At 29.0% G+C, this 19,223-nt stretch carries 20 protein-coding genes and 3 tRNA genes; 10 read left to right on the forward strand and 13 right to left on the reverse strand.

Annotated features, from left to right (window positions below; genetic code table 11):
• The first annotated feature begins 4 nt into the window (after window positions 1-4).
• The 3 genes from Q6H37_RS06685 to Q6H37_RS06695 are packed head-to-tail and all read left to right on the forward strand — an operon-like array spanning window position 5 to window position 2,713.
• A complete protein-coding gene (locus Q6H37_RS06685) occupies window positions 5-394 on the forward strand; it encodes an ATP-binding protein (RefSeq protein WP_318740253.1) in 390 nt (129 codons plus the stop codon).
• A 32-nt stretch (window positions 395-426) separates the two neighbouring features.
• Window positions 427-2,421, forward strand: coding sequence for a methyl-accepting chemotaxis protein (locus Q6H37_RS06690; protein ID WP_318740255.1), 1,995 nt, complete (start codon window positions 427-429; stop codon window positions 2,419-2,421).
• A 10-nt stretch (window positions 2,422-2,431) separates the two neighbouring features.
• Complete coding sequence (locus Q6H37_RS06695; protein ID WP_318740256.1) at window positions 2,432-2,713, forward strand: STAS domain-containing protein; 282 nt, start codon at window positions 2,432-2,434, stop codon at window positions 2,711-2,713.
• 89 nt (window positions 2,714-2,802) lie between these two features.
• On the opposite strand, the gene Q6H37_RS06700 is transcribed toward Q6H37_RS06695, so the two are convergent.
• Both Q6H37_RS06700 and Q6H37_RS06705 read right to left on the reverse strand, forming a co-directional pair.
• Complete coding sequence (locus Q6H37_RS06700) at window positions 2,803-3,270, reverse strand: QueT transporter family protein (protein WP_318740258.1); 468 nt, start codon at window positions 3,268-3,270, stop codon at window positions 2,803-2,805.
• Window position 3,271: 1 nt separating this feature from the next.
• Window positions 3,272-3,964, reverse strand: a complete 693-nt coding sequence (locus Q6H37_RS06705) for a radical SAM protein (RefSeq protein WP_318740260.1) — start codon at window positions 3,962-3,964, stop codon at window positions 3,272-3,274.
• Window positions 3,965-4,514: 550 nt separating this feature from the next.
• On the opposite strand from Q6H37_RS06705, the gene Q6H37_RS06710 reads away from it, so the two are divergent.
• The 3 genes from Q6H37_RS06710 (at window position 4,515) to Q6H37_RS06720 (ending at window position 4,815) form a co-directional block, all read left to right on the forward strand.
• A tRNA-Gln gene (locus Q6H37_RS06710) sits at window positions 4,515-4,589 on the forward strand.
• Between the two features lie 2 nt (window positions 4,590-4,591).
• Window positions 4,592-4,667: transfer RNA gene (locus Q6H37_RS06715), tRNA-Lys, on the forward strand.
• A 64-nt stretch (window positions 4,668-4,731) separates the two neighbouring features.
• Window positions 4,732-4,815: transfer RNA gene (locus Q6H37_RS06720), tRNA-Leu, on the forward strand.
• Between the two features lie 157 nt (window positions 4,816-4,972).
• Here the strand turns inward: Q6H37_RS06720 and Q6H37_RS06725 are convergent.
• Entirely contained in the window at window positions 4,973-5,827 is an 855-nt protein-coding gene (locus Q6H37_RS06725) for an IS3 family transposase (RefSeq protein ID WP_318742896.1), read from the reverse strand.
• Window positions 5,824-6,198, reverse strand: a complete 375-nt coding sequence (locus Q6H37_RS06730) for a transposase (protein WP_318733555.1) — start codon at window positions 6,196-6,198, stop codon at window positions 5,824-5,826. The genes Q6H37_RS06725 and Q6H37_RS06730 overlap by 4 nt, the downstream gene beginning before the upstream one ends.
• Before the next feature lie 611 nt (window positions 6,199-6,809).
• On the opposite strand from Q6H37_RS06730, the gene Q6H37_RS06735 reads away from it, so the two are divergent.
• Window positions 6,810-7,454, forward strand: a complete 645-nt coding sequence (locus tag Q6H37_RS06735; protein WP_318740262.1) for a hypothetical protein — start codon at window positions 6,810-6,812, stop codon at window positions 7,452-7,454.
• Between the two features lie 59 nt (window positions 7,455-7,513).
• On the opposite strand, the gene Q6H37_RS06740 is transcribed toward Q6H37_RS06735, so the two are convergent.
• Complete coding sequence (locus Q6H37_RS06740) at window positions 7,514-8,254, reverse strand: polysaccharide deacetylase family protein (RefSeq protein WP_318740264.1); 741 nt, start codon at window positions 8,252-8,254, stop codon at window positions 7,514-7,516.
• Window positions 8,255-8,422: 168 nt separating this feature from the next.
• Window positions 8,423-8,974, reverse strand: a complete 552-nt coding sequence (gene lepB / locus Q6H37_RS06745; RefSeq protein ID WP_318740266.1) for a signal peptidase I — start codon at window positions 8,972-8,974, stop codon at window positions 8,423-8,425.
• A gap of 224 nt (window positions 8,975-9,198) precedes the next feature.
• Here lepB and Q6H37_RS06750 point away from each other — a divergent pair, with 224 nt between their 5' ends.
• Complete coding sequence (locus Q6H37_RS06750; protein WP_318740268.1) at window positions 9,199-9,714, forward strand: hypothetical protein; 516 nt, start codon at window positions 9,199-9,201, stop codon at window positions 9,712-9,714.
• The gene (locus Q6H37_RS06755) at window positions 9,696-10,064 is read left to right on the forward strand and encodes a LiaI-LiaF-like domain-containing protein (protein ID WP_318740270.1); all 369 of its coding nucleotides are present in this window, start codon (window positions 9,696-9,698) and stop codon (window positions 10,062-10,064) included. Before Q6H37_RS06750 ends, Q6H37_RS06755 begins: the two co-directional genes overlap by 19 nt.
• Before the next feature lie 445 nt (window positions 10,065-10,509).
• On the opposite strand, the gene Q6H37_RS06760 is transcribed toward Q6H37_RS06755, so the two are convergent.
• From Q6H37_RS06760 to Q6H37_RS06785, 6 genes are all read right to left on the reverse strand, one after another.
• Window positions 10,510-11,846, reverse strand: a protein-coding gene (locus tag Q6H37_RS06760) for an IS3 family transposase (RefSeq protein WP_318740271.1) whose coding sequence is annotated in 2 segments (ribosomal slippage) — window positions 10,510-11,459 and window positions 11,459-11,846 — 1,338 coding nt in all. Because the reading frame shifts where the segments join, the coding sequence is not laid out codon by codon here.
• Window positions 11,847-12,017: 171 nt separating this feature from the next.
• Window positions 12,018-12,662: an ABC-2 transporter permease gene (locus tag Q6H37_RS06765; protein ID WP_318740273.1), complete on the reverse strand. Its 645-nt coding sequence runs from the start codon at window positions 12,660-12,662 to the stop codon at window positions 12,018-12,020.
• Window positions 12,663-12,803: 141 nt separating this feature from the next.
• Window positions 12,804-13,448, reverse strand: a complete 645-nt coding sequence (locus Q6H37_RS06770) for an ABC-2 transporter permease (RefSeq protein WP_318740275.1) — start codon at window positions 13,446-13,448, stop codon at window positions 12,804-12,806.
• Between the two features lie 2 nt (window positions 13,449-13,450).
• Entirely contained in the window at window positions 13,451-14,308 is an 858-nt protein-coding gene (locus tag Q6H37_RS06775) for an ABC transporter ATP-binding protein (protein ID WP_318740277.1), read from the reverse strand.
• A 35-nt stretch (window positions 14,309-14,343) separates the two neighbouring features.
• Window positions 14,344-14,724: a GntR family transcriptional regulator gene (locus tag Q6H37_RS06780; RefSeq protein ID WP_318740279.1), complete on the reverse strand. Its 381-nt coding sequence runs from the start codon at window positions 14,722-14,724 to the stop codon at window positions 14,344-14,346.
• A 678-nt stretch (window positions 14,725-15,402) separates the two neighbouring features.
• Complete coding sequence (locus Q6H37_RS06785) at window positions 15,403-16,926, reverse strand: cell wall-binding repeat-containing protein (RefSeq protein WP_318740281.1); 1,524 nt, start codon at window positions 16,924-16,926, stop codon at window positions 15,403-15,405.
• Between the two features lie 194 nt (window positions 16,927-17,120).
• Between Q6H37_RS06785 and Q6H37_RS06790 the strand changes: the two genes are divergently transcribed.
• Window positions 17,121-17,711 (forward strand): 3'-5' exonuclease, encoded by a 591-nt coding sequence (locus Q6H37_RS06790; RefSeq protein WP_318740283.1) that lies wholly within the window; start codon window positions 17,121-17,123, stop codon window positions 17,709-17,711.
• 68 nt (window positions 17,712-17,779) lie between these two features.
• On the opposite strand, the gene pepV is transcribed toward Q6H37_RS06790, so the two are convergent.
• Entirely contained in the window at window positions 17,780-19,171 is a 1,392-nt protein-coding gene (gene pepV / locus Q6H37_RS06795) for a dipeptidase PepV (protein WP_318740285.1), read from the reverse strand.
• Window positions 19,172-19,223 lie beyond the last annotated feature (52 nt).

A 19,223-nucleotide genomic window follows, 5' to 3' on the forward strand; every position in this document is an offset into this window, starting at 1 on the left:
AGGAATGCAAGTGAAAAGTAATGAATTTATTTTATATGGTTTATCAGAATATAAACAGGTTATTGATAAAGTTATTTCAGAGTTAAATGCTTCACAATATGATTTTGATATAAAATTAATCTTAACAGAAGCTTTAACAAATGCCTTTAAGCATGGAAATAATATGAATGTGGATAAACCTATTTATTTGAGATATTCATATGATGATTCAAGCGTAAAATTTGAAATTCAAGATTGTGGAACTGGACTTAAAAATGTAATAATTAATGATCATTTGGATGATGAAGATATTTTAGAAGATAAGGGAAGAGGATTATTCCTTATCAAAAATCTTTCAGACCATATTGAGTTAAAGCCCAATATGGTGATTATAGAAAAAACATTAGCAGGATAAATTATCACAATTATAAATATGGAGGTATTAAAATGAGGACGAGTTTAAAAAACAAGTTAGGTTTGATGTTTTTTGTATTTATAGCTATTCCGCTTATTGTTTTAGGAAGTTTTTCGTATTTTAGAACTTCAAGTTTAATGCAAAATACAGTTGAACAACAATTAGAGGGTACTACAAATCAAACAGCTAAATTAATAAATGAAAGTATAAATTCAGTAAATAGTTATGTTGAAATGTTAAGTTTAGATGGTAGGTTATCTAGCATTGCAAGTGGTGATGAGAAAAGTAGTGCTGATGTCTTTAGTTATTTAGCTCAATTAGAAAAACAAAATAGTAATCAACTAGAGGATGTATTCATTACAAATGCTTCTGGTAAGGAAGTTATAAGTAGTGAATCCGAAAAACCTAATGTTGATTTAAGTGATCGTGATTATGTACAAGATGCTTTAAAAGGAAACAAGAACATAAGTCAGGTTATAACGTCTAAAACTACAGGAAAACCAGTAATAGTAATTGCTGCTCCGTTAAAACTTAATGATAAAGTTACAGGTATAGTAGGGGCTACTATTAAATTTGAATATATTTCAAAATATGCTTCACAAGTAAAAATAGGAAATGATGGTTATAGCTATATAGTAGATAAAAATGGTTTAATTGATTATCATCCTACAAGTGAAAAGATACTTAAGGAGAACATTTTAAATGATAATAATGATCAGTTAAAAACTTTATTTAATAAAGCTAAATCGGGACAAGCAGCAGAAGGATATTATACTTATGGTGGAGCTCGAAAATTTGTAAAATTCGTTCCTGTTAGCAATTGGTTTATAGCAGTAACTGCTGATTATAAGGAATATATGTCCCCAGCTGCAACTATCAAGAAATTTACTATTCTAATAGCTATATTATCTGTAATTATTGCAGTATTTTTAGCATACAGGCTTACTATAAGAAACATAATAAATCCTATTAAATACTTAGAAGGTTTAATGACAAAGGCAGGAGATGGGGACTTAACAGTAAGAGCTGAAATAAATACAAAAGATGAAATACAAACTTTAGGTGAATATTTTAACAAAATGATTGACCATCAAGATAATACAATACATCATATTAGAGAGGCATCTGAAAGTTTAACAGCATCTTCAGAAGAGCTAGCAGCTTCCAATGAAGAAATAAGTTCTACAACAGAACAAATAGCAAATACCATAGAGCAGGTTGCACAAAATTCTCAAGCTCAAAGCGATTCGGTTGTAGAAGTATCAGAAGTTTTAGTTCAACTATCAAGCTTAGTTCAAATATCACAAAGTAGAGCAGTTACAGCCAAAAAAAATTCAGAGCATACTATGGATAGTGCAGAACAAGGAAGAAATAAGATTGAACAGACAGTTTCAGCTATTGAAAATATTAGCGAAGCATCAGCTGAAACAGAAAATACACTAAAGGTTTTACAAGAACTTTCTAAAAAAGTTAGTGGAATAATTAGTACTATAAATAATATTTCATCTCAAACCAACTTGTTGGCATTAAATGCAGCTATTGAAGCAGCTAGAGCTGGAGAACATGGAAAAGGATTTACTGTAGTGGCAGAAGAAGTTCGTAAACTTTCCGAGGAAACTAATGTTGGTGCAAATGAGGTATCTTCATTGATAGGTGAAATGGTAACTAAAATAGGAAAAGCTGTAGACAGTATGAGCTTAAGTAAAAATGCAGTAGAAAATGGAGTTACCATAGTAAAAGATACAGATAAATCTTTTGTTAGTATTATAGACGCTGTAAAACAAATATCAAAGGATATAGAGCAAATAGTAGATGTTACAAAGGATGAAGTGGCTACATCTGATAAGATAATAAATCTTATTAATACAGTTGCAACTGCTACTGAGAATAATGCAGCTAATAGTGAAGAGGTTGCTGCATCTGCTGAAGAACAAAATTCGGCAATTGAAAATGTGGCTGCTAGTGCTCAAGAATCTAGTGCATTAGCAATATCATTAAACAATCTTGTGGAAAAATTTATAGTTTGAGGTGATTTAAATGAATGAATTTAAAATTGAAATGCCAGAAAATTTCGCAGTAGATGAAGCAGATGAACTTAGGGAAAAGTTTAACTATTTAATGAAGGATGGAGAAAAAAATTTTGCATTAGATTTTAGAAAATGTACTTTTATTGACAGCACAGGACTTGGAGTTTTGGTTTCAGTTTATAAAAAGTGTAAAAGTATAAATGGAAGTCTTAAACTTTATTCAATTAATGAACAAGTTATGAAGATTTTTAGTATGACTAGATTAGACAAGGTATTTGAAATACATAAATAGACTATAAAGAAGGATGATTTTTTGTAATGTAACAGAAAAAATCATCCTTCACTATTAATTTTTCATTCTTAATTATAAAAGTTGAGTTATTAATATTTTAATACATTAAGTACATCTTTTCTTTTTAACAATAATCTAAATAATGGATAACCTATGCAGGTTACAACAACAAACTCTCCTAGACAAACATATAATGTAGAGATCCAAAATGGTTGATGTAGTACAAAGTAAAGTTCAGCACCTACAAACACGCAATTTATAGTAGGCCAAAGAGTAGCAATAAATAAATTTTTGGTTTTACTTATCATATAAACGCTTATAAGGGTAGCTGTAGTTCCAACTAACACATCAATAAGACCTAGAGGACTATATATATTTGATAGCGCGCATCCAAGCACTAAACCAGGAATATAAATAGGGTCTATATATGCTAAAAGTGTCATAACTTCCGAAAATCTAAATTGTATTGCTCCATAACTTAAAGGAGCAATAGCCATAGTAGATGCTGCATATAGTGCGGCTGTTATTGCAATTTTAATTAATTTCTTTAAGTTCATTTTAATTACCTCCAACGCCAAAATCAGTATTATTCCAAAGTATTTCTATATTATCATTTTCTTCAAGAAAACTATAGTTATCTCTAAACCAGCTAATTAGTTCTTCATCTCTTTTAAATGGTGTAGAATTTTCTACATAAATATTTATACATCCATGTTTAAAATACTTTAGTAGATATTCTATATCTGTCTTTATCATTGCCTTTGTTTGTCCTTTAATTCCTACCATAAGGCAAATGGAGTTAAAGTACTTTGATACTTCTTCTGGGCCAGAAAATACAGCCCCTTTTTTCAAAACTTCACATCTAAAATGGTTGTCAAAAGTTTCAATACCACATTTAAATATAATAGGAATATTAAAGAATTGTTTCATTTCTTCAAGTCTGTTTCTATAAATCCAATGGCTTTCAAAAAATAGTTTTTTTATACCCTTAGAATCTAGTACATTTTTTATATCATCTAGAGTTTCTTTAGGTAGTTCAAAACAACTGCCTGAATTTATAACTTCCAGTACATTATGCTTTCCTGTAACATTTTTTAAAATTTCCTTATTGAAATTTACATTGAATTGAGTGTCACTATTATTATCTTCTATATAATCGCAGAAGGTACATTTTCCCCATGCACAGGGTGAAGCCTTTAATAGGACAATTTCTCTTTGATTTTTATTGGTTATATCACTGTAACGAATCATATATCATTTCCTCCTTGTTTTATTATTTTAAGAAGTGGTTGATCAAGGTGAACACTTCTTATTGAATTGTATGATCGACATTAAGTGTTTAAATTTATAGAATACTTTACTATTATAGTATTTATTTTTGGAAACGTCCATGCTAAAATTGAAAATTTTTCTGTGGTTATTTAGAATAAAACTAATAAAAGTTTTACGATAAATTCATTAATTGTAAATATATAGAGTGTATTATAGTTATATAAAATGGATAAATAAGAAAGGAGGTATGTAATTTGAAAAAGGCAACAGTTAAAATAATATGGGTTATTCTGGCAGCTGCAATGCTAGTTCCATTTATATTAACCATATTAATGAATTCACCTAAAGTAATACATTGGATAATAAATTAATAATTTATTAGTATTGTAATTTAAGGTACAAAAGTGTCTAATTTGTAGAAAAGAATGCATAATAGAAAAGATAATAAAAAAAATGCAAAAAACTGTTGACAAATTATATGTTTGCCAGTATAATTAATAACTGTGCTGAGGAAATGCACAATACAAATTGGGGTGTCGCCAAGCGGTAAGGCATAGCACTTTGACTGCTACATGCGTAGGTTCGAATCCTGCCATCCCAGCCATTGGTTTACTAGCTCAGTTGGTAGAGCACATGACTTTTAATCATGTTGTCCGGGGTTCGATTCCCCGGTAAGCCACCAAATAAAAATTAATAAGTAAATTATTTAATTTACAAATATTAATTTGTAAATTGTAATTTTATATGCAGGTGTGGCGGAATTGGCAGACGCACTAGACTTAGGATCTAGCGCCAACGGCGTGGGGGTTCGACTCCCTTCACCTGCACCAATTATTAGATTACATGGATAAGTGATAGTAAATATTACTTATTTTTTTATTTGAAAAATAATTTGGTAAAGTAAAAATATCATGAATTTTATAAAAGCATGACTTTCTTATATTAAGTGAAGTTGTCAACTAAAAGTAGACAACAATAAAAGCAATATTAACCAAAGCCTCGTTCAGTTCGATACTGAATGGGGCTTTGATAACTTAATGCATATGCTGGTCTATCATTATTGTAATAATGGATGTATCTGTCCACAAATTCAAATAGATCATCTTCTTCCCAAAATCTAAAATCAACTGCCATTTCATCTTTAATCCAACCGTTTATTGATTCAATAACTGGGTTATCTGTTGGAGTTCCTACTCGCGACATAGAGCGAATTATGTTACAATTATTATGAGCTTTTGCGAATGCTCTTGAAGAATAGACTGCTCCTTGATCCGTGTGCAAAACGACTGGAGTTGTTTGTTCTTCAATTTTTTTCTTTAAATCTTTCAAACATAAAAAGTAGGTACGTCTATCACCGGGTTTAGATGTGAGGTGATGTGCAATAATCTCATTGTTGTATGTATCCATAATATACGTTAATTCGTATAAGCGGCCTCTATGTTTAAGGCAAGTCATATCTGAAACTACTAATTCTAATGGTTTTGAAGCATTCCACTTTCCTTTAACTATGTTTGGATAAACGATATTTTCATTCCCAGGTCTCCTATATTTATAATTTCTAACTTTGGATTTGATGCCACTGATTTTACAGCACTTATGTGCAAGATTATCTGAAAACGACCACCCAGTTTCCTTGCGGATGACTGCAGCGAGTCTATGATATCCATATGATTTATGTTTGCTATGAGCTTCTTTCAGTAAATCTGTAAGTAGTTCCCTATCTTTCTCATATCGATTCTGTACACCCTGACGGGATTTCCACTTGTAGTACCCAGAACGGTTAACCTGCATTAAAATACAAAGAGCCTTAAGAGAATATTTAACTTTTAAGTTGTCAATTATTTCGTACTCGGATCTTTTATAGAAACGAACTCCTTGTTTGCACCAACTCCTTTCACCATGTACCCTTTTTTTAACCTTTCAATTTCGATTTCTTGTTTTGCTACAATTAAACGAAGTCGATCTAATTCCTTCATTGATTTGCTTCTATGTAATGCTGCAAACTTATTTCCTGATTTCTTTTTATTTTCTAAGCCAGCTTCACCTTCATTTAAATATTTATGAATCCATGTTGCAATCATACCACTTGCGATACCTTCTTCTTTTGCTAAAGTTGGCCGACCAATACCTTCATCAAAATATCTACGGACAATACGGAGTTTTTCTTCCTTAGACCATTTTTTATTTTGACCACCTTTTGTTCTACTCATCATAATCACATCCTTCTAACTTGATTTTAACATGAAAAAAGTAGACATGCTTTTTTCATGTCTACTTTTATCTTACAACTTCACTTTCTTATATTAAGTCATGTTTTTACTTTTTATAAGTTGTATATATAAAAGTGTTGAAAGTTGTATAAATGCATATTATAATTTAATCATATAAATTGACAGAATTAAATGAAAAATATATAAAAAAGTAACAATCAAAATATTTTGGTTGTATTTGCGGAGGTGAGTTTATTTGAAAAAGTTAGGAACAAAAACAGTAATTACTATTGCTGTATCTTCATTGGTGATAGCTATTATGGGGGGATTTGCTTTATTCAAGAAAAAATAGTTAGATAAGTTATTAAACCAAATTTCGTTAAGCTGAATTTTTGTTAATTTAGCTTAATGTATTAATTTGTCTAGGTATTTTTTTATAAAAAAGTGTTTATTATAATAAATAATTAGAAAAATTTACGTATATTTAGTTTGCTATTGAAATAAGGTGATTTAAGCCTTATTTTTTTAATTTTTTTAATATTATGTATAACAGCATAAAACGACTTTTTTCGCTTATAATGAAATATATATTTATATAAATGGGGAGTTGTTTTATGAAAATTAATAATTTTGTATTATATGAAAATACTAAAAATGACAGCTTTGCATATGGCACAAAATTTATACCAAAAAGAACATTGAATAAATCAACGGATTCTATGGTTGCTTCTATAGAAAAATACATTAGTGGCAAAGATGCTTACAATGTATCATTTAAGAAGAATAATAATGGTAAAACTCATTCAAATACTTATAGTTTTACTAAGGAAGTTTTTAAACGATATATAGATTTTTTAACTAACTTTACTATTGATGCAGCAAATAATCAGTCAAATTTAGAAAAAAGTTTTACTGTGGAATTTGAAGGTGAAATAATTCTAAGTTCTCTTGACAAGGATCATGTAAAAATATGTTCTGTAAAGCATAAACAAAATTCTTCAAGTAGAATATTTTTTACACTACTAAAAAAGGAATTGTTGACTTATATAAATGTTTTAGAAAACATTTATGAAGGTAAGGAAATTATGAGTTCTCTAGGTTATGAAATGGGATTTTTGATTAATCCATTGAGTAAAAAAGAAAGAGACGAATTATATTTAAGTACACTTTATGCATTAGCAGATGGCGCATTAGATGGAAAAGATGAAAAAGCATTTTATAATATATCAAAAGAAATAAAAAGAGTTTTAAACTATTAAAAAATAAGTTAGCTGTGATTTTGACAGTTAACTTATTTTGTTATATATAATATTAACATTTAGTTTTTCACTCTAAAATAGTATTCAGATGTATCTGGGGTAATAGGTTTAAAATGATAGCCTAAATTTTTGTAGTATAGTATAACAGATTCTAAACAATCACAGGTACTTTTATTGTTTGCATCACAATGCATGAGTAAAAATATTTTGTTAGGATTAATACATTTTTGAGTAGCTTCCCTATATAGTTTATTTGGCTTGATGTTATAATTAATTCCATCAGAAGTACATAAATTCCAATCATATATTTTATAATTTTTTGCATGTAATTCTTCTAAAAGATTTTTAGTTAGGTGTTTTTTACTTCCAGAAGGAAATCTTATTATTTTAGGTTCTATACCAAGTACTTTCTTTATTTCCATAGAAGTTTCATTCATTTCATTTATAAAATCTTTATCACTTGCATAAACCTTTTTATACACATGAGTATAGGTATGTAATCCTATGCTGTGACCTTCGCTATACATTCTTTTTAAAATATCTTCTCGACCATTTATTTTGTATCCAACCACAAAAAAAGTAGCTTTTACATTTTGTTGTTTTAAAATATCTAACATTTTATTTGTTACATTAGTACTAGGACCATCATCAAAGGTTAAATATATAACTTTTTCATCCATAGAACTTGGTGATGCTTTAACATTATTATAAAAACTTATTGGTATAGTGCAGTTAAACAATATAAAAATGATAAATAGACATGAAACCGTAATTAATACTGCTTTATTTTTTATTTTCATAGTGTATTCCTCCATAGTGTATTTCAAATTTTAGTTTTATACTTAAAAGATTACTCAAGTTAAGTTTATAGGTAGTATATGCACTATGAAAAATTTTAATAATTAACATAGATAAAAAGAACTGAATTATTAAATAACAACTAATCCAGTTCTTTTTTATTAATATATCTAAAAAAAGTTCTTTAATTTATTAAATGGAAAAACTCTTACAACAGCATGTCCTTTTACATCTTTTAAGTTAATTGGTCCCAATATTCTACTGTCAGTGCTGTTGGTTCTATTGTCTCCAAGCACAAATATGCAGCCTTTAGGAACTGTAAACTTTGTTTGAGAAGTAAGAGGTTGTGTAACTGTTTGAGGATCTAGATAAGGTTCATTAAGTTCTTGATCATTTAAATATACTTTACCGTCTTTTAATTCTATTTTATCATCTTCTATACCAATAACTCTTTTAATGTAATTAGATCCATTAACATCTTTAGAATCAAATACTATTATATCTCCTCTTTTAATTTTGTTCATTTCTGTACTTACTTTTTCAATAAATAGAACATCTTTATCATGAAGAGTGGACTGCATAGACGGTCCATCTACATCAACTCTTGCAAAAACATAACTATGAATGAGCAAAGCCATAATTAAAGCAGTTACTATAACAAATATTAAATCTTTAGCTTCTTTTATAAAATTACTTTTATTCAATTTACCCTCTTTATCCATTTTTTCACTCCCTAATTCTTTAATATGATGTTAAGTATATCAAAAATATATGAATTTTTAATTGACTGTTTATGTAGTTTTTGTAAATAAGATTTTTTCAGTAATTTATGTAATAAACACATTTAATATTAAGAAAATATTAAGAAACTATTGAGCTTTATTTTAAGATTTACAATATACAATGGATACATAATAAAGTTTAAATAATAAGGAGTGTATATATCGTGAAAAATTCAAAAAGTATGGCAACCTTCTTTGCTATGTTACCAGGAGCAGGACATATGTATTTAGGACTTACAAGACAAGGAATTGAGCTTATGATGCTATTTTTCTTTACTATTTTCTTAAGTTCTAGTATTGGTTTGGAGTTTTTAGGTGTCTTTTTACCAATAATATGGTTTTACAGTATTTTTGATGTGAGGTCAAAAGTTATGAGTGAAGAACCTCTAGTGGATTCAAATTTAAAAATATTTTCTAGTATGCAGCACAAAGAAGATTTTTGGGGAAACAGATCTATGGAAAAGTATATTGGATATTTTTTAATTATTGTAGGTATATTAGCATTAATTAATAATATAATAGTTCCACTAGCAAGTAGTTATATTGATTACTCAGTTATAAGATATATAAAATGTGTTGGTATGTCTGTTTTCTTCATTGTTTTAGGATTATTTCTTTTAAGAAAAAAAAAGGTCCTTTATCTAAAGGCAGGTGAAGAAAAATGCAAGGAAGAAGAGTAGGAACTTTAACTTTAGGTGGGGTGTTTATAATTGTTGGAGTACTATATCTCTTAATAAATGTTTTCAACTTTCCAATTGATTTTACTATTGTTAAGTTTTGGCCATTAGTATTAATATCATTAGGTGCAGAAGTTTTAATTTATAGATATTATTCATTAAAAAATGATTCTGTAGTAAAGTTTGACATTTTAAGTATTTTTCTAATAATGGTAGTATTAATATTTTCCTTTGGCCTTTATGCATTTGGTAAATTTAGCACTGAGTTATTAGATCCAACTTCACCGTTATTTTACAAAAGACATGTTAGTTATATACCTTATATGATTACATCATTAAGTTGCATTGTATAAGTTTTTGTAGTTTTCAATATCAATGGATTCTTAGAGTCCTGTGAAGTAGTTTGATTATGAGGAATACTTCTTACCCGAGCAAAGCTGGTAAAATGTCATTTAGGCACAATATAAAGGTGGATTATTTATGAATATCAGGAAAAGTATTATTACAATGATTATTACATGTATAGGAATAGGTATTTTTCTTATGGCAGAATATTTTATTTTCTTAGCAAAGCATCTATAAAAAAGGATATTAAATGTGAATTAGGTAGTAATTTAGAAGTAAATCCTAGTATAAAATATAATAAGTTAGAATTTGTATATTGATCTTTTATTTTAAAGAAGAGAAGTATTTTTATAAGCAAATTAAATTCAACTTAGAGATGTTTTATATAAAAAAGTATAATACTGAAATGAAAGTTCTAAAGTGTGCCCTTTGTCAAGGACAATAAAAAAAGAGTTATTTTAAATTAAGAAGATGATTTCTGTATTGTACAGGAGTCATCTTTTTTAGTCCCCATTGATATCTATAGTTATTATAGTAAAACATGTAGTTTTCGATTTCTTCCTTAAGTTCACTTAAAGTTTCACATGACTTAATGTACGATTCATCTTTAAAGTGTCCAAAAAACGATTCCTGCGGCGCATTATCCCAGCAATTACCGCGCCTTGACATGGATTGTCCTAGGCGGTAGCCTTTCACTAGGCTTTGAAACTTAGGACTTGTATAGTGAGCGCCTTGATCAGAGTGAATAAATGCATCTATAGTAAGTTTAACTTGTCCTTCATTTATTAGTTTGTCTATCGTATCTGTAGCTATGTCAAGCGTCAATTTATCTGATAGATTATATGAAAGAATTTCATTAGTAGATCCATCCTTAATTGTTGATAGATATGCTTTCTTACCATTGCCGTAAAATAAGTAAGTTATATCAGTGAGAAGCACCTTCCCAGGTGTATTTTGTTTAAAATTCCTATTTAATAAATTAGGCAGGGTGGTATGTTCTTTAGTAGCTTTCATTATTCTTCTATAAGGATTTGCTTTTCTAATAGGACAAATAATTCCGTACTTTATCATTATCCTTCGAATACGTTTTAAATTGTATACGATTCCAAATTCACCTTCTAATGTCATTTTTATTTGCTTAGCTCCTTTTTTGCGTCCTTTAAAGTTATATGCTTTTAGAATGATATCTCTCGACATCTCATCCTTACCAGTGCGTTTATTCCTTGCTCTATGGGATTTTGATGAAAAATAATTATAGTATCCAGAACGCGATACACCTACTATTTTGCATAAATAACTAATCAAGTTTTTCAACTTATGCTTTGTAATTACCAACTTAATAAGATTGAACTTCTGTTCAGCCGGTAGGCTTATTTCTTTTTCATCATCCCCCTTTCTAACATATCGAGTTTTTTTAACAATTCATTCTCAGCTTTAAGCAAACTAATTTGCGCCTTAAGACGTTCATATTTTTCTTCGATGGAGAGTTCCGTATCTCTAGGCCTCCCTGAATTATCTTTTCTGGTATCCTGTAATCCTAATACACCTTCCTTATTGTACGCAGTACGCCATCTATAAGCTGCCATTTCTATGCGCTTTTTCCCCAAAATATTTATGTCAAATCCGCATTCTTCGAATATTAGCCTTGGAAACTTGCCTTTTCCGTCCTCACTTATAAAGATGCGCTTAAATTCATCAGTATAGGTTATTCCCTTCGCGCTGACGCGCTTAACATATTTGTTCTTAGATAGTATTTCTAGTTCTTCATTTGTGAATATTTTCTTGCTCATTCAACCTACCCCAATCTCTCAATCTCAGCTTGTTTTATTATAACAAAAATACCCTATAGGGTAGACTCTTTTTTCTTTGTCTACTCTATAGGGTACATTTTATTCAGAATTACACTTTTTATTAATTTATTATAGTATTTTAAAGAATAGTTATGAAGTTAAAAAAGCTATTTATAAATCTTTATTAATATAAAATTTTATTGAAATAAGTATGGAACTAAGAAATAGTATAGCTGCAATTACAGCAATGAAGCTAGCTATTAGCCAATCAGGCTGGCTATTTAAAGAAGATATAAGATTTTTAGGAACTCTTATTATATTACTAGCTAAAAAAGTTGTAGTACCTAAAAACAAACAAAACATAGCAATGAGAAAATATCTTGATTTTTGATAGCCAAATTTAAAATAGAAGGGGAAATATACACAGCAAATAATTAAGACTCCAATGGTAATACTCAAAATATCCTCTAAATTCATTAGTCTATTCATGTGGACAAAGCCTAAGAAATTTAATAAAGTTGTAAAAACAAATGATACAAGTATTCCTATAAATATAAAAAACAGTGAAGATAGGTATTTTGCTATAACTAAGGTAGTTCTATCTATAGGTAAGCTATTAAGCATTATTTCGGATTTGTTTTTATCATCAAAACCACAGGCTCCTAATATAAGCATATATGGGATCATATATGGAATCATGGCAAATATCATAGAAGCATTGGATTGAAAGCAAAATACAAAGAATAAAGCATATAAAACAGAAATGAGTAAATATTTTTTTTGAATAAGAACATCTTTTAAAATTAGATTTAACATTTTTAGACCCCCTTTACTGTATAAAGCATAATATCTTTTAAAGTAGCTTTTTCAATTAAAGAATTATTTTTAAATGGTTTTTTAAAATTTTTTCAGTATTATTGGTTAAAGCTTCAAAGCCAAAGAAATTTAAAAAATTATTTATAAATCTTTATTAATGTAAAATTTTATTGAAAGAAGTATGGAAATAAGAAATAGTATAGCTGCAATTACAACAATAAAGCTAGTTATTAGCCAATCAGGTTGATTATTTAAATAAGCCATAAAGTTTATAGAAGTTTTGTTAACATTCTTAACCAAAATCATTACAATAGCAAAAATCAACATGAATGTAGCTCCCATAAAATATCTAGCTTTTTGATAACCCAATTTGAAGTAAAGAGGAAAGTGTAAACAGCTCATAATCAAGGTGCCAATAGAGGTTCCAAAAACATCTTCTAAATTCATTAGTCTATTCATGTGGATAAAACCAGAGATGTTTAATATAGTTGAAAAAGTGAATACTAAAGCTATTCCAATGAATATAAAAAGTATTGTAGATAGATATTTTGATATTACTAAGTTAACTCTATTTATAGGCAGGCTATTAAGCATTATTTCAGATTTATTCTTATCATCAAAACCACAAGCTCCAGATATAAGCACATATGAAATCATCACTGGAAGCATATCGAATATCATAGAAGTATTAGATTTAAAACAAAAGGCAAAAAACAAAGTGTATAAAATAGAAAAAAGTAAATATTTTTTTTGAATAAGAACATCTTTTAAAATTAAGTTTAACATTTTTATATCCCCTTTACTGTATAAACCATAATATCTTCTAAAGTAGCTTTTTCAATTAAAGAATTGTTTTTAAACAGTCTTTTAATTTTTTCAGTATTATTTGTTAAAGCTTCAAAGCCAAAGGAATTTTCTCTTATACCAATAAATTCTTTCCTTGTATCACTATCTAAGAGAGATTTATCACCTTTTACAATACTGTAGTTTTGAAGAATATCATCTTTTGTATCAGAAAATATTATTTTTCCTTTATTTAAAAAGGTTATATAATCTGCAACTTTTTCCAAGTCTGTAGTAATATGAGTTGAAAAAAGTATTCCTTTATTTTCATCCTGTATTATTGAATAAAGAATATCCAGCATTTCACTTCTGAAAATAGGGTCAAGACCAGAAGTAGGTTCATCCATAATAATAAGTTCTGCCTTATGAGAAAGGGCAATGGCAAGAGAAAACTTCATTTTCATTCCTTTTGATAGTTCTTTAACTTTTTTCTTTTCAGGTAAATTGAAATCTGACATATATTTATTAAAAGCTGTATTGTCCCAATTTTTATAAAATGGAGCTATCAAGTTTTTCATTTCTGTTAAAGTTAATTCTTCGTAAAAATAATTTTCATCATAAACAAAACCTATTTTTTGTTTTATGTCCTTTTCATTTTTGATATTATCAAGTCCCAAAATTTTTATTTCACCGGAATTTTTTTTGATTAGATTCATTATTAGCTTTATAGTGGTACTTTTTCCAGCTCCATTTGGGCCTATAAATCCCATAATAAAGCCTTTTGGTAGATTAAAGCTTATGTTGTCTAATGTAAAACCTTTATATTCTTTTCTTAAATTTTTAATTTCTAAAATATTACTCATAGTAATCCTCCATAATCATTATTACTGCAATATATTTAACTTGAGGAACTGTCAAACAATATGTCTAACATTTCTTTTAAGTCATTTAATGACAAACCTACAAGTTTACTTTCCTCAACAGCTTCTAAAAGTTTATCTTCAATAATTTTTAATCTTTTTTCTTTTAAGAGTTCCTTATTTTGACTGGCAACATAGGAACCCTTTCCTGGAATAGTTTCAATAAAACCATCATGTTCTAGTTCTTCATAGGCTCGTTTTGTGGTAATAACACTTATTTTTAATTCTTGAGCTAAGTTTCTTATGGATGGTAAAGACTCACCTTCACAAAGACTTCCGTTAAAAATAAGATTTTTTATTTGTTTTGTAATTTGTTCGTATATTGGTTCACCAACTGAGTTTGAAATAATTATGTTCATAGTAAGATTCTCCTTGCAAAAGAGTGTGTATATATAATATACTGTATATGAACAGTATATACAGTTATAACAATCGTGTCAATATTATTAAAAAAATAATTTAATAAACTTTACAAAAAAAGCATAATGCGACATAAGGGTGCAGTGGAAGTTTGGATTTTAACTTTTATTCCATGATATATTATAAGGGTGTACTCACGGCTAAATGTTTTAATTATTCTAAAGCTCAAAACTTTTTAAAACCTAAGAACTTTGTCAAACTCGGTTCCCTCAGACAGGACTAAAGTTCTAAGGCTTTCAAAAATTTTGAGCTAAGAATAATACTAAAACAATTTAGCTAATGTGAGTGCACCCTTATAATATATCACTGCATAAAAGTTAAAATTCAAACTATCAAGTTCAAGTGTATGCATTTAATTGCATTGTTACATACAATTTCAGTAAGTCAAAATTGTATTCATAATCATAACTTATGACAATTAAGAATTAAGGTAGAGCCTGATGTTTGGTTAATATACTTAGTTTAAAAAGAAGTCGTTTTTTATTTTGTAGAAATACCTCAAAAGAGACTTATTGTTTATGCCGTTGAAAAATATAATGCTGAAACCTACAAATGTTTTCAATGCAGACTCCATCTAAAAAGTTGTGTCGCAATGTACTTATATTATAAACTTACATTTATTGATTTACTACTTTTAGTATTCCTGTTGCTACAGCTTGTGCAGCCTTATTTTGAAAACTATCATCATTTAATAGTTTTTCTTCAGTAGGATTACTTATAAATGCAATTTCCGCTAATATTGCTGGCGCATTAGTATTTTTCAAAACATAGTAACCTGCTGTTTTTATTCCTCTGTCCTGCAAACCTATAGCTTTAGTCAATTCTTGTTGTATTGATTGTGCTAATTTTTGACCTTCAGGGCTGCCTGATAGATAATATGTTTCTGTTCCATTAGCACTTGGATCATCTGCACTATTAGCGTGGATACATACAAAATATTGGACATCCGCATTATTTGCTATATCACATCGTGCTTGGAGGTCTTGTCCTACATCTGAAGGCCAGGATACATTATCACTAGTTCTAGTGTATACAACATCTATACCATTATCTTGGAGGATTTTTCCAACTTTTAGTGTTATAGCTAAATTAACATTTTTCTCAAGTACTCCTGTAGGACCAACTGCGCCAGAATCATAGCCTCCATGGCCTGGGTCTAAAGCTATTTTTATTGATCCACTTCCAGTTATAAGCTTATTTACTAATGAATCTGAAATTACACCAGTTCCACCTAATATACTTATAGTGGATATACTACTTAAATTAGTTTTAATTATAGAATTTTTTGTATTATATGAGTTATTTACTAAAACAATTGGTGATGATTTTTTTGCAGCGGCAGCAGACCCTGATAGAGCATCTGCAAAATTTTCTCCATTAGCTAAGTATACATTATTAAAAGTTATAGTACTTGAAAATTCATTAATAACTGCTAAGTTAGTAGCATATCGGTCAATTCCGCTTAATCTTTTACTATTCTTAAAATTGATACTAGTATTACTAACAGCCCCTTCGCCGCCAACAATATAAGCCATATTTACGTTATTTTTTTCAATAAAGTTTTTAACACTATCAGGCAATATATCCTTAGTGGTAAGAAGTATAGGCATTTGTTTTGCAGCTGCAATAGGAGCTGCTGATACTCCATCAGGAAAATTTTCACCAGAAGTAATAAAAATTCCATTGTTTGTTCCTATAAGTTCTGCTACTTTTACACTAGTTTCATATCTATCTTGTCCATATATTCGAGTATAGCTTATATTGAGACTGTCTAATTGTTTATTAATATTTTCAGATATTACCCCAGTTCCTCCTATTATAAATGCATTTTTTGCACCTAGTCTTTTTATTTCTTGTAGTACATTACTGCTTATACTATTTCTTGTTGTTAATAAAATAGGTGCATTGTATTTTTTTGATAGTGGTGCTGCACTTAAAGCATCTGGAAAGTCTTCACCTGAAGTTAGTATAACGCAATCTGATTTGTCCCAATTATTTTGAGAAATCTTTACTGATGTTTCATATCTATCTACACCACCAAGTCTTTGAGTTGAAGCATTAGCTGATACTTTCATAGAAGTGCCAAAAAACACAAATAAAAAACATGCTAAAACTACTAAAAATTTTTTTCTTAAAAACATCTACCCTCACCCCTTATACTGTTCTACGTTTTATTTTAACACATATTTTTATATTATTGTTATGGCATTTAGTGGATGTAATGTTTATAATTATAAAGGAATAATGTAAAATGTAGGTAGAGCTTTACAAAAAAATTCATTATAATATATTAAAATAAACATTAAACTGAACATAATAAGGAGAGTACATTCATATGAAAAAAATTTTTTTAGATACAGAAACTACAGGACTTGAACCAGGACAAATTATACAACTTACATATTGTGTTTGTGATATAAATTCTAGAGGGGAAGAAAAGGTTTGTTTTGCAAAGAATTTTTTCTTTGATGTAGATTATGTTGAACCATCTGCAGAAGCTGTACATGGTTTTAGTGTAGAAAGGTTGAAAACTTTATCTATGGGACAAGGATTTAAAGATGTAGCTTCAGAAGTAGCTGCAGATTTAAAAGGAGGAATTTTTATCGCTCATAATGTAAAATTTGATCAGAAATTTGTTACTGCTGAATTTGAGAGATTAAATAGTATCCATTGGAATCCTGCTAAGTTTTTTTGCACTATGCAGTATTTTAAATCAAAAGTAAATGCAAAGACAAAAACTGGACGACTAAAAAGTCCCAGATTAGAAGAGACTATGGATTTTCTTCGAGTAGATCAGAATAAAGTGCTTCAAGGTGCTAAAAAGCTTTTTAATTGCGAAGACGTTGATTTTCATGATGCTAGATATGATGTAGCAGGACTTGTATCTTGTTACTATAGAGCTAGAAAATTAGGTTATGATTTGTAGTACATAGATTTAGTAATATAAAAATATTGCAATACAATATTTTTATATTACTAAGGTTAGAATGTTAACTATTTTGCAAGTTCATAAATTGCATGACCATAGATTTTAGCATTAAGTATTAAGTCATCTATTTCAATGTATTCATTTGCCTGATGATCAAGGTCAGGTTTTCCAGGGAATATTGGTCCGAAGGCAACTATGTTTGGCATTTCTTTAGCATAAGTACCTCCGCCAATTGCAAGAAGTTTTGCTTCTTTACCAGTTTGTTCTGTATACACTTTTTGTAATGATTTTATAATAGGGTGATCTGCTGGGAAAAATAAAGGTTTTTGATGCAGCATATTTTCGATTTCCATACCAGCAGCTTCTATTTTTTGATTAAATGGTGTCATCATATCTTCATATTTAAATGTTACAGGATATCTTAAATTTAGTGCCATAGAAACTTTTTCTTCATCCATACATATTGTTCCAATATTAAATGATAGTTTACCAGATTCTTTATCTTCAAGACCTACTCCAAAGGATTTTCCATCAGTTTCAAATCCAACATACGTATTAAAGAAATTTATATAATCTGCAATATCACATTTTCCAAGAGGAAGTTCTCTAAGGAACTTAAACATTTGCATTATGGCATTTTTGCCTAAATGAGGTAGACTTCCATGGGCAGCAACACCAACTGATTTTACAACTATCATATTATCTTTAATTTCTGCAGTTACATCATAACCAGTTTTGCTCTTAAATTCTTTAGCAGCATTAATAATAGCTTCAGTATTTTTAGTTGATATTAATGCTTCACAGTAGTCAGGAACTACATTGGCTCTTTGGCCGCCATTTAAGGATTTAATGATTACATCTCCAGTGCCTTTTAAAGTTAATTTTTTAGTTACATCAAATATCGTAATACCTTTTTCTCCATATATTATTGGATATTCTGCATCTGGTGTAAAACCGGATACAGGTGCTTTTTCTTTTTCCAAGTAGTGAGGCATTTCATTGCAACCTGATTCTTCATTTGTACCAAATATAATTCTAACTCTTTTTGATAATGGAAGTTTTAAATCTTTTATAGCCTTAAGTCCATAAAGTGCAGCTACCATTGGAGCTTTATCATCCATAGTTCCTCTTCCATATATTTTTCCATCATGAATTTCTGCACCATATGGTGGATATATCCATCCATCTCCTTCTGGAACTACATCTAAGTGGCCAAGTACAGCAACATAATCTTCTCCTTCACCATATTCAGCATAGCCAACATATCCATCCATATTTACTGTTTTAAAACCAAGGTTTTGGCAAATTTCTAAAGTTTTATTTAGTACATTGTGCACACCTTCACCATAAGGCATACCTTCTTTTGCGGGTTCTTCAACGCTTTTAATTTTTACAAGTTCTTGAGAAGACTTTATTAAGCCTTCTTTAAGTTCGTCAATTTTTCTGTTTATTTCCATATTGTCATTCCTCCTATTTTTGAGGGCCTTTATCAAAAGATATTCGGTCCTT

This window comes from Clostridium sp. JS66 (assembly GCF_033561535.1).
In the GTDB taxonomy this organism is placed as follows: Bacteria; Bacillota; Clostridia; order Clostridiales; family Clostridiaceae; genus Clostridium_AM; species Clostridium_AM carboxidivorans.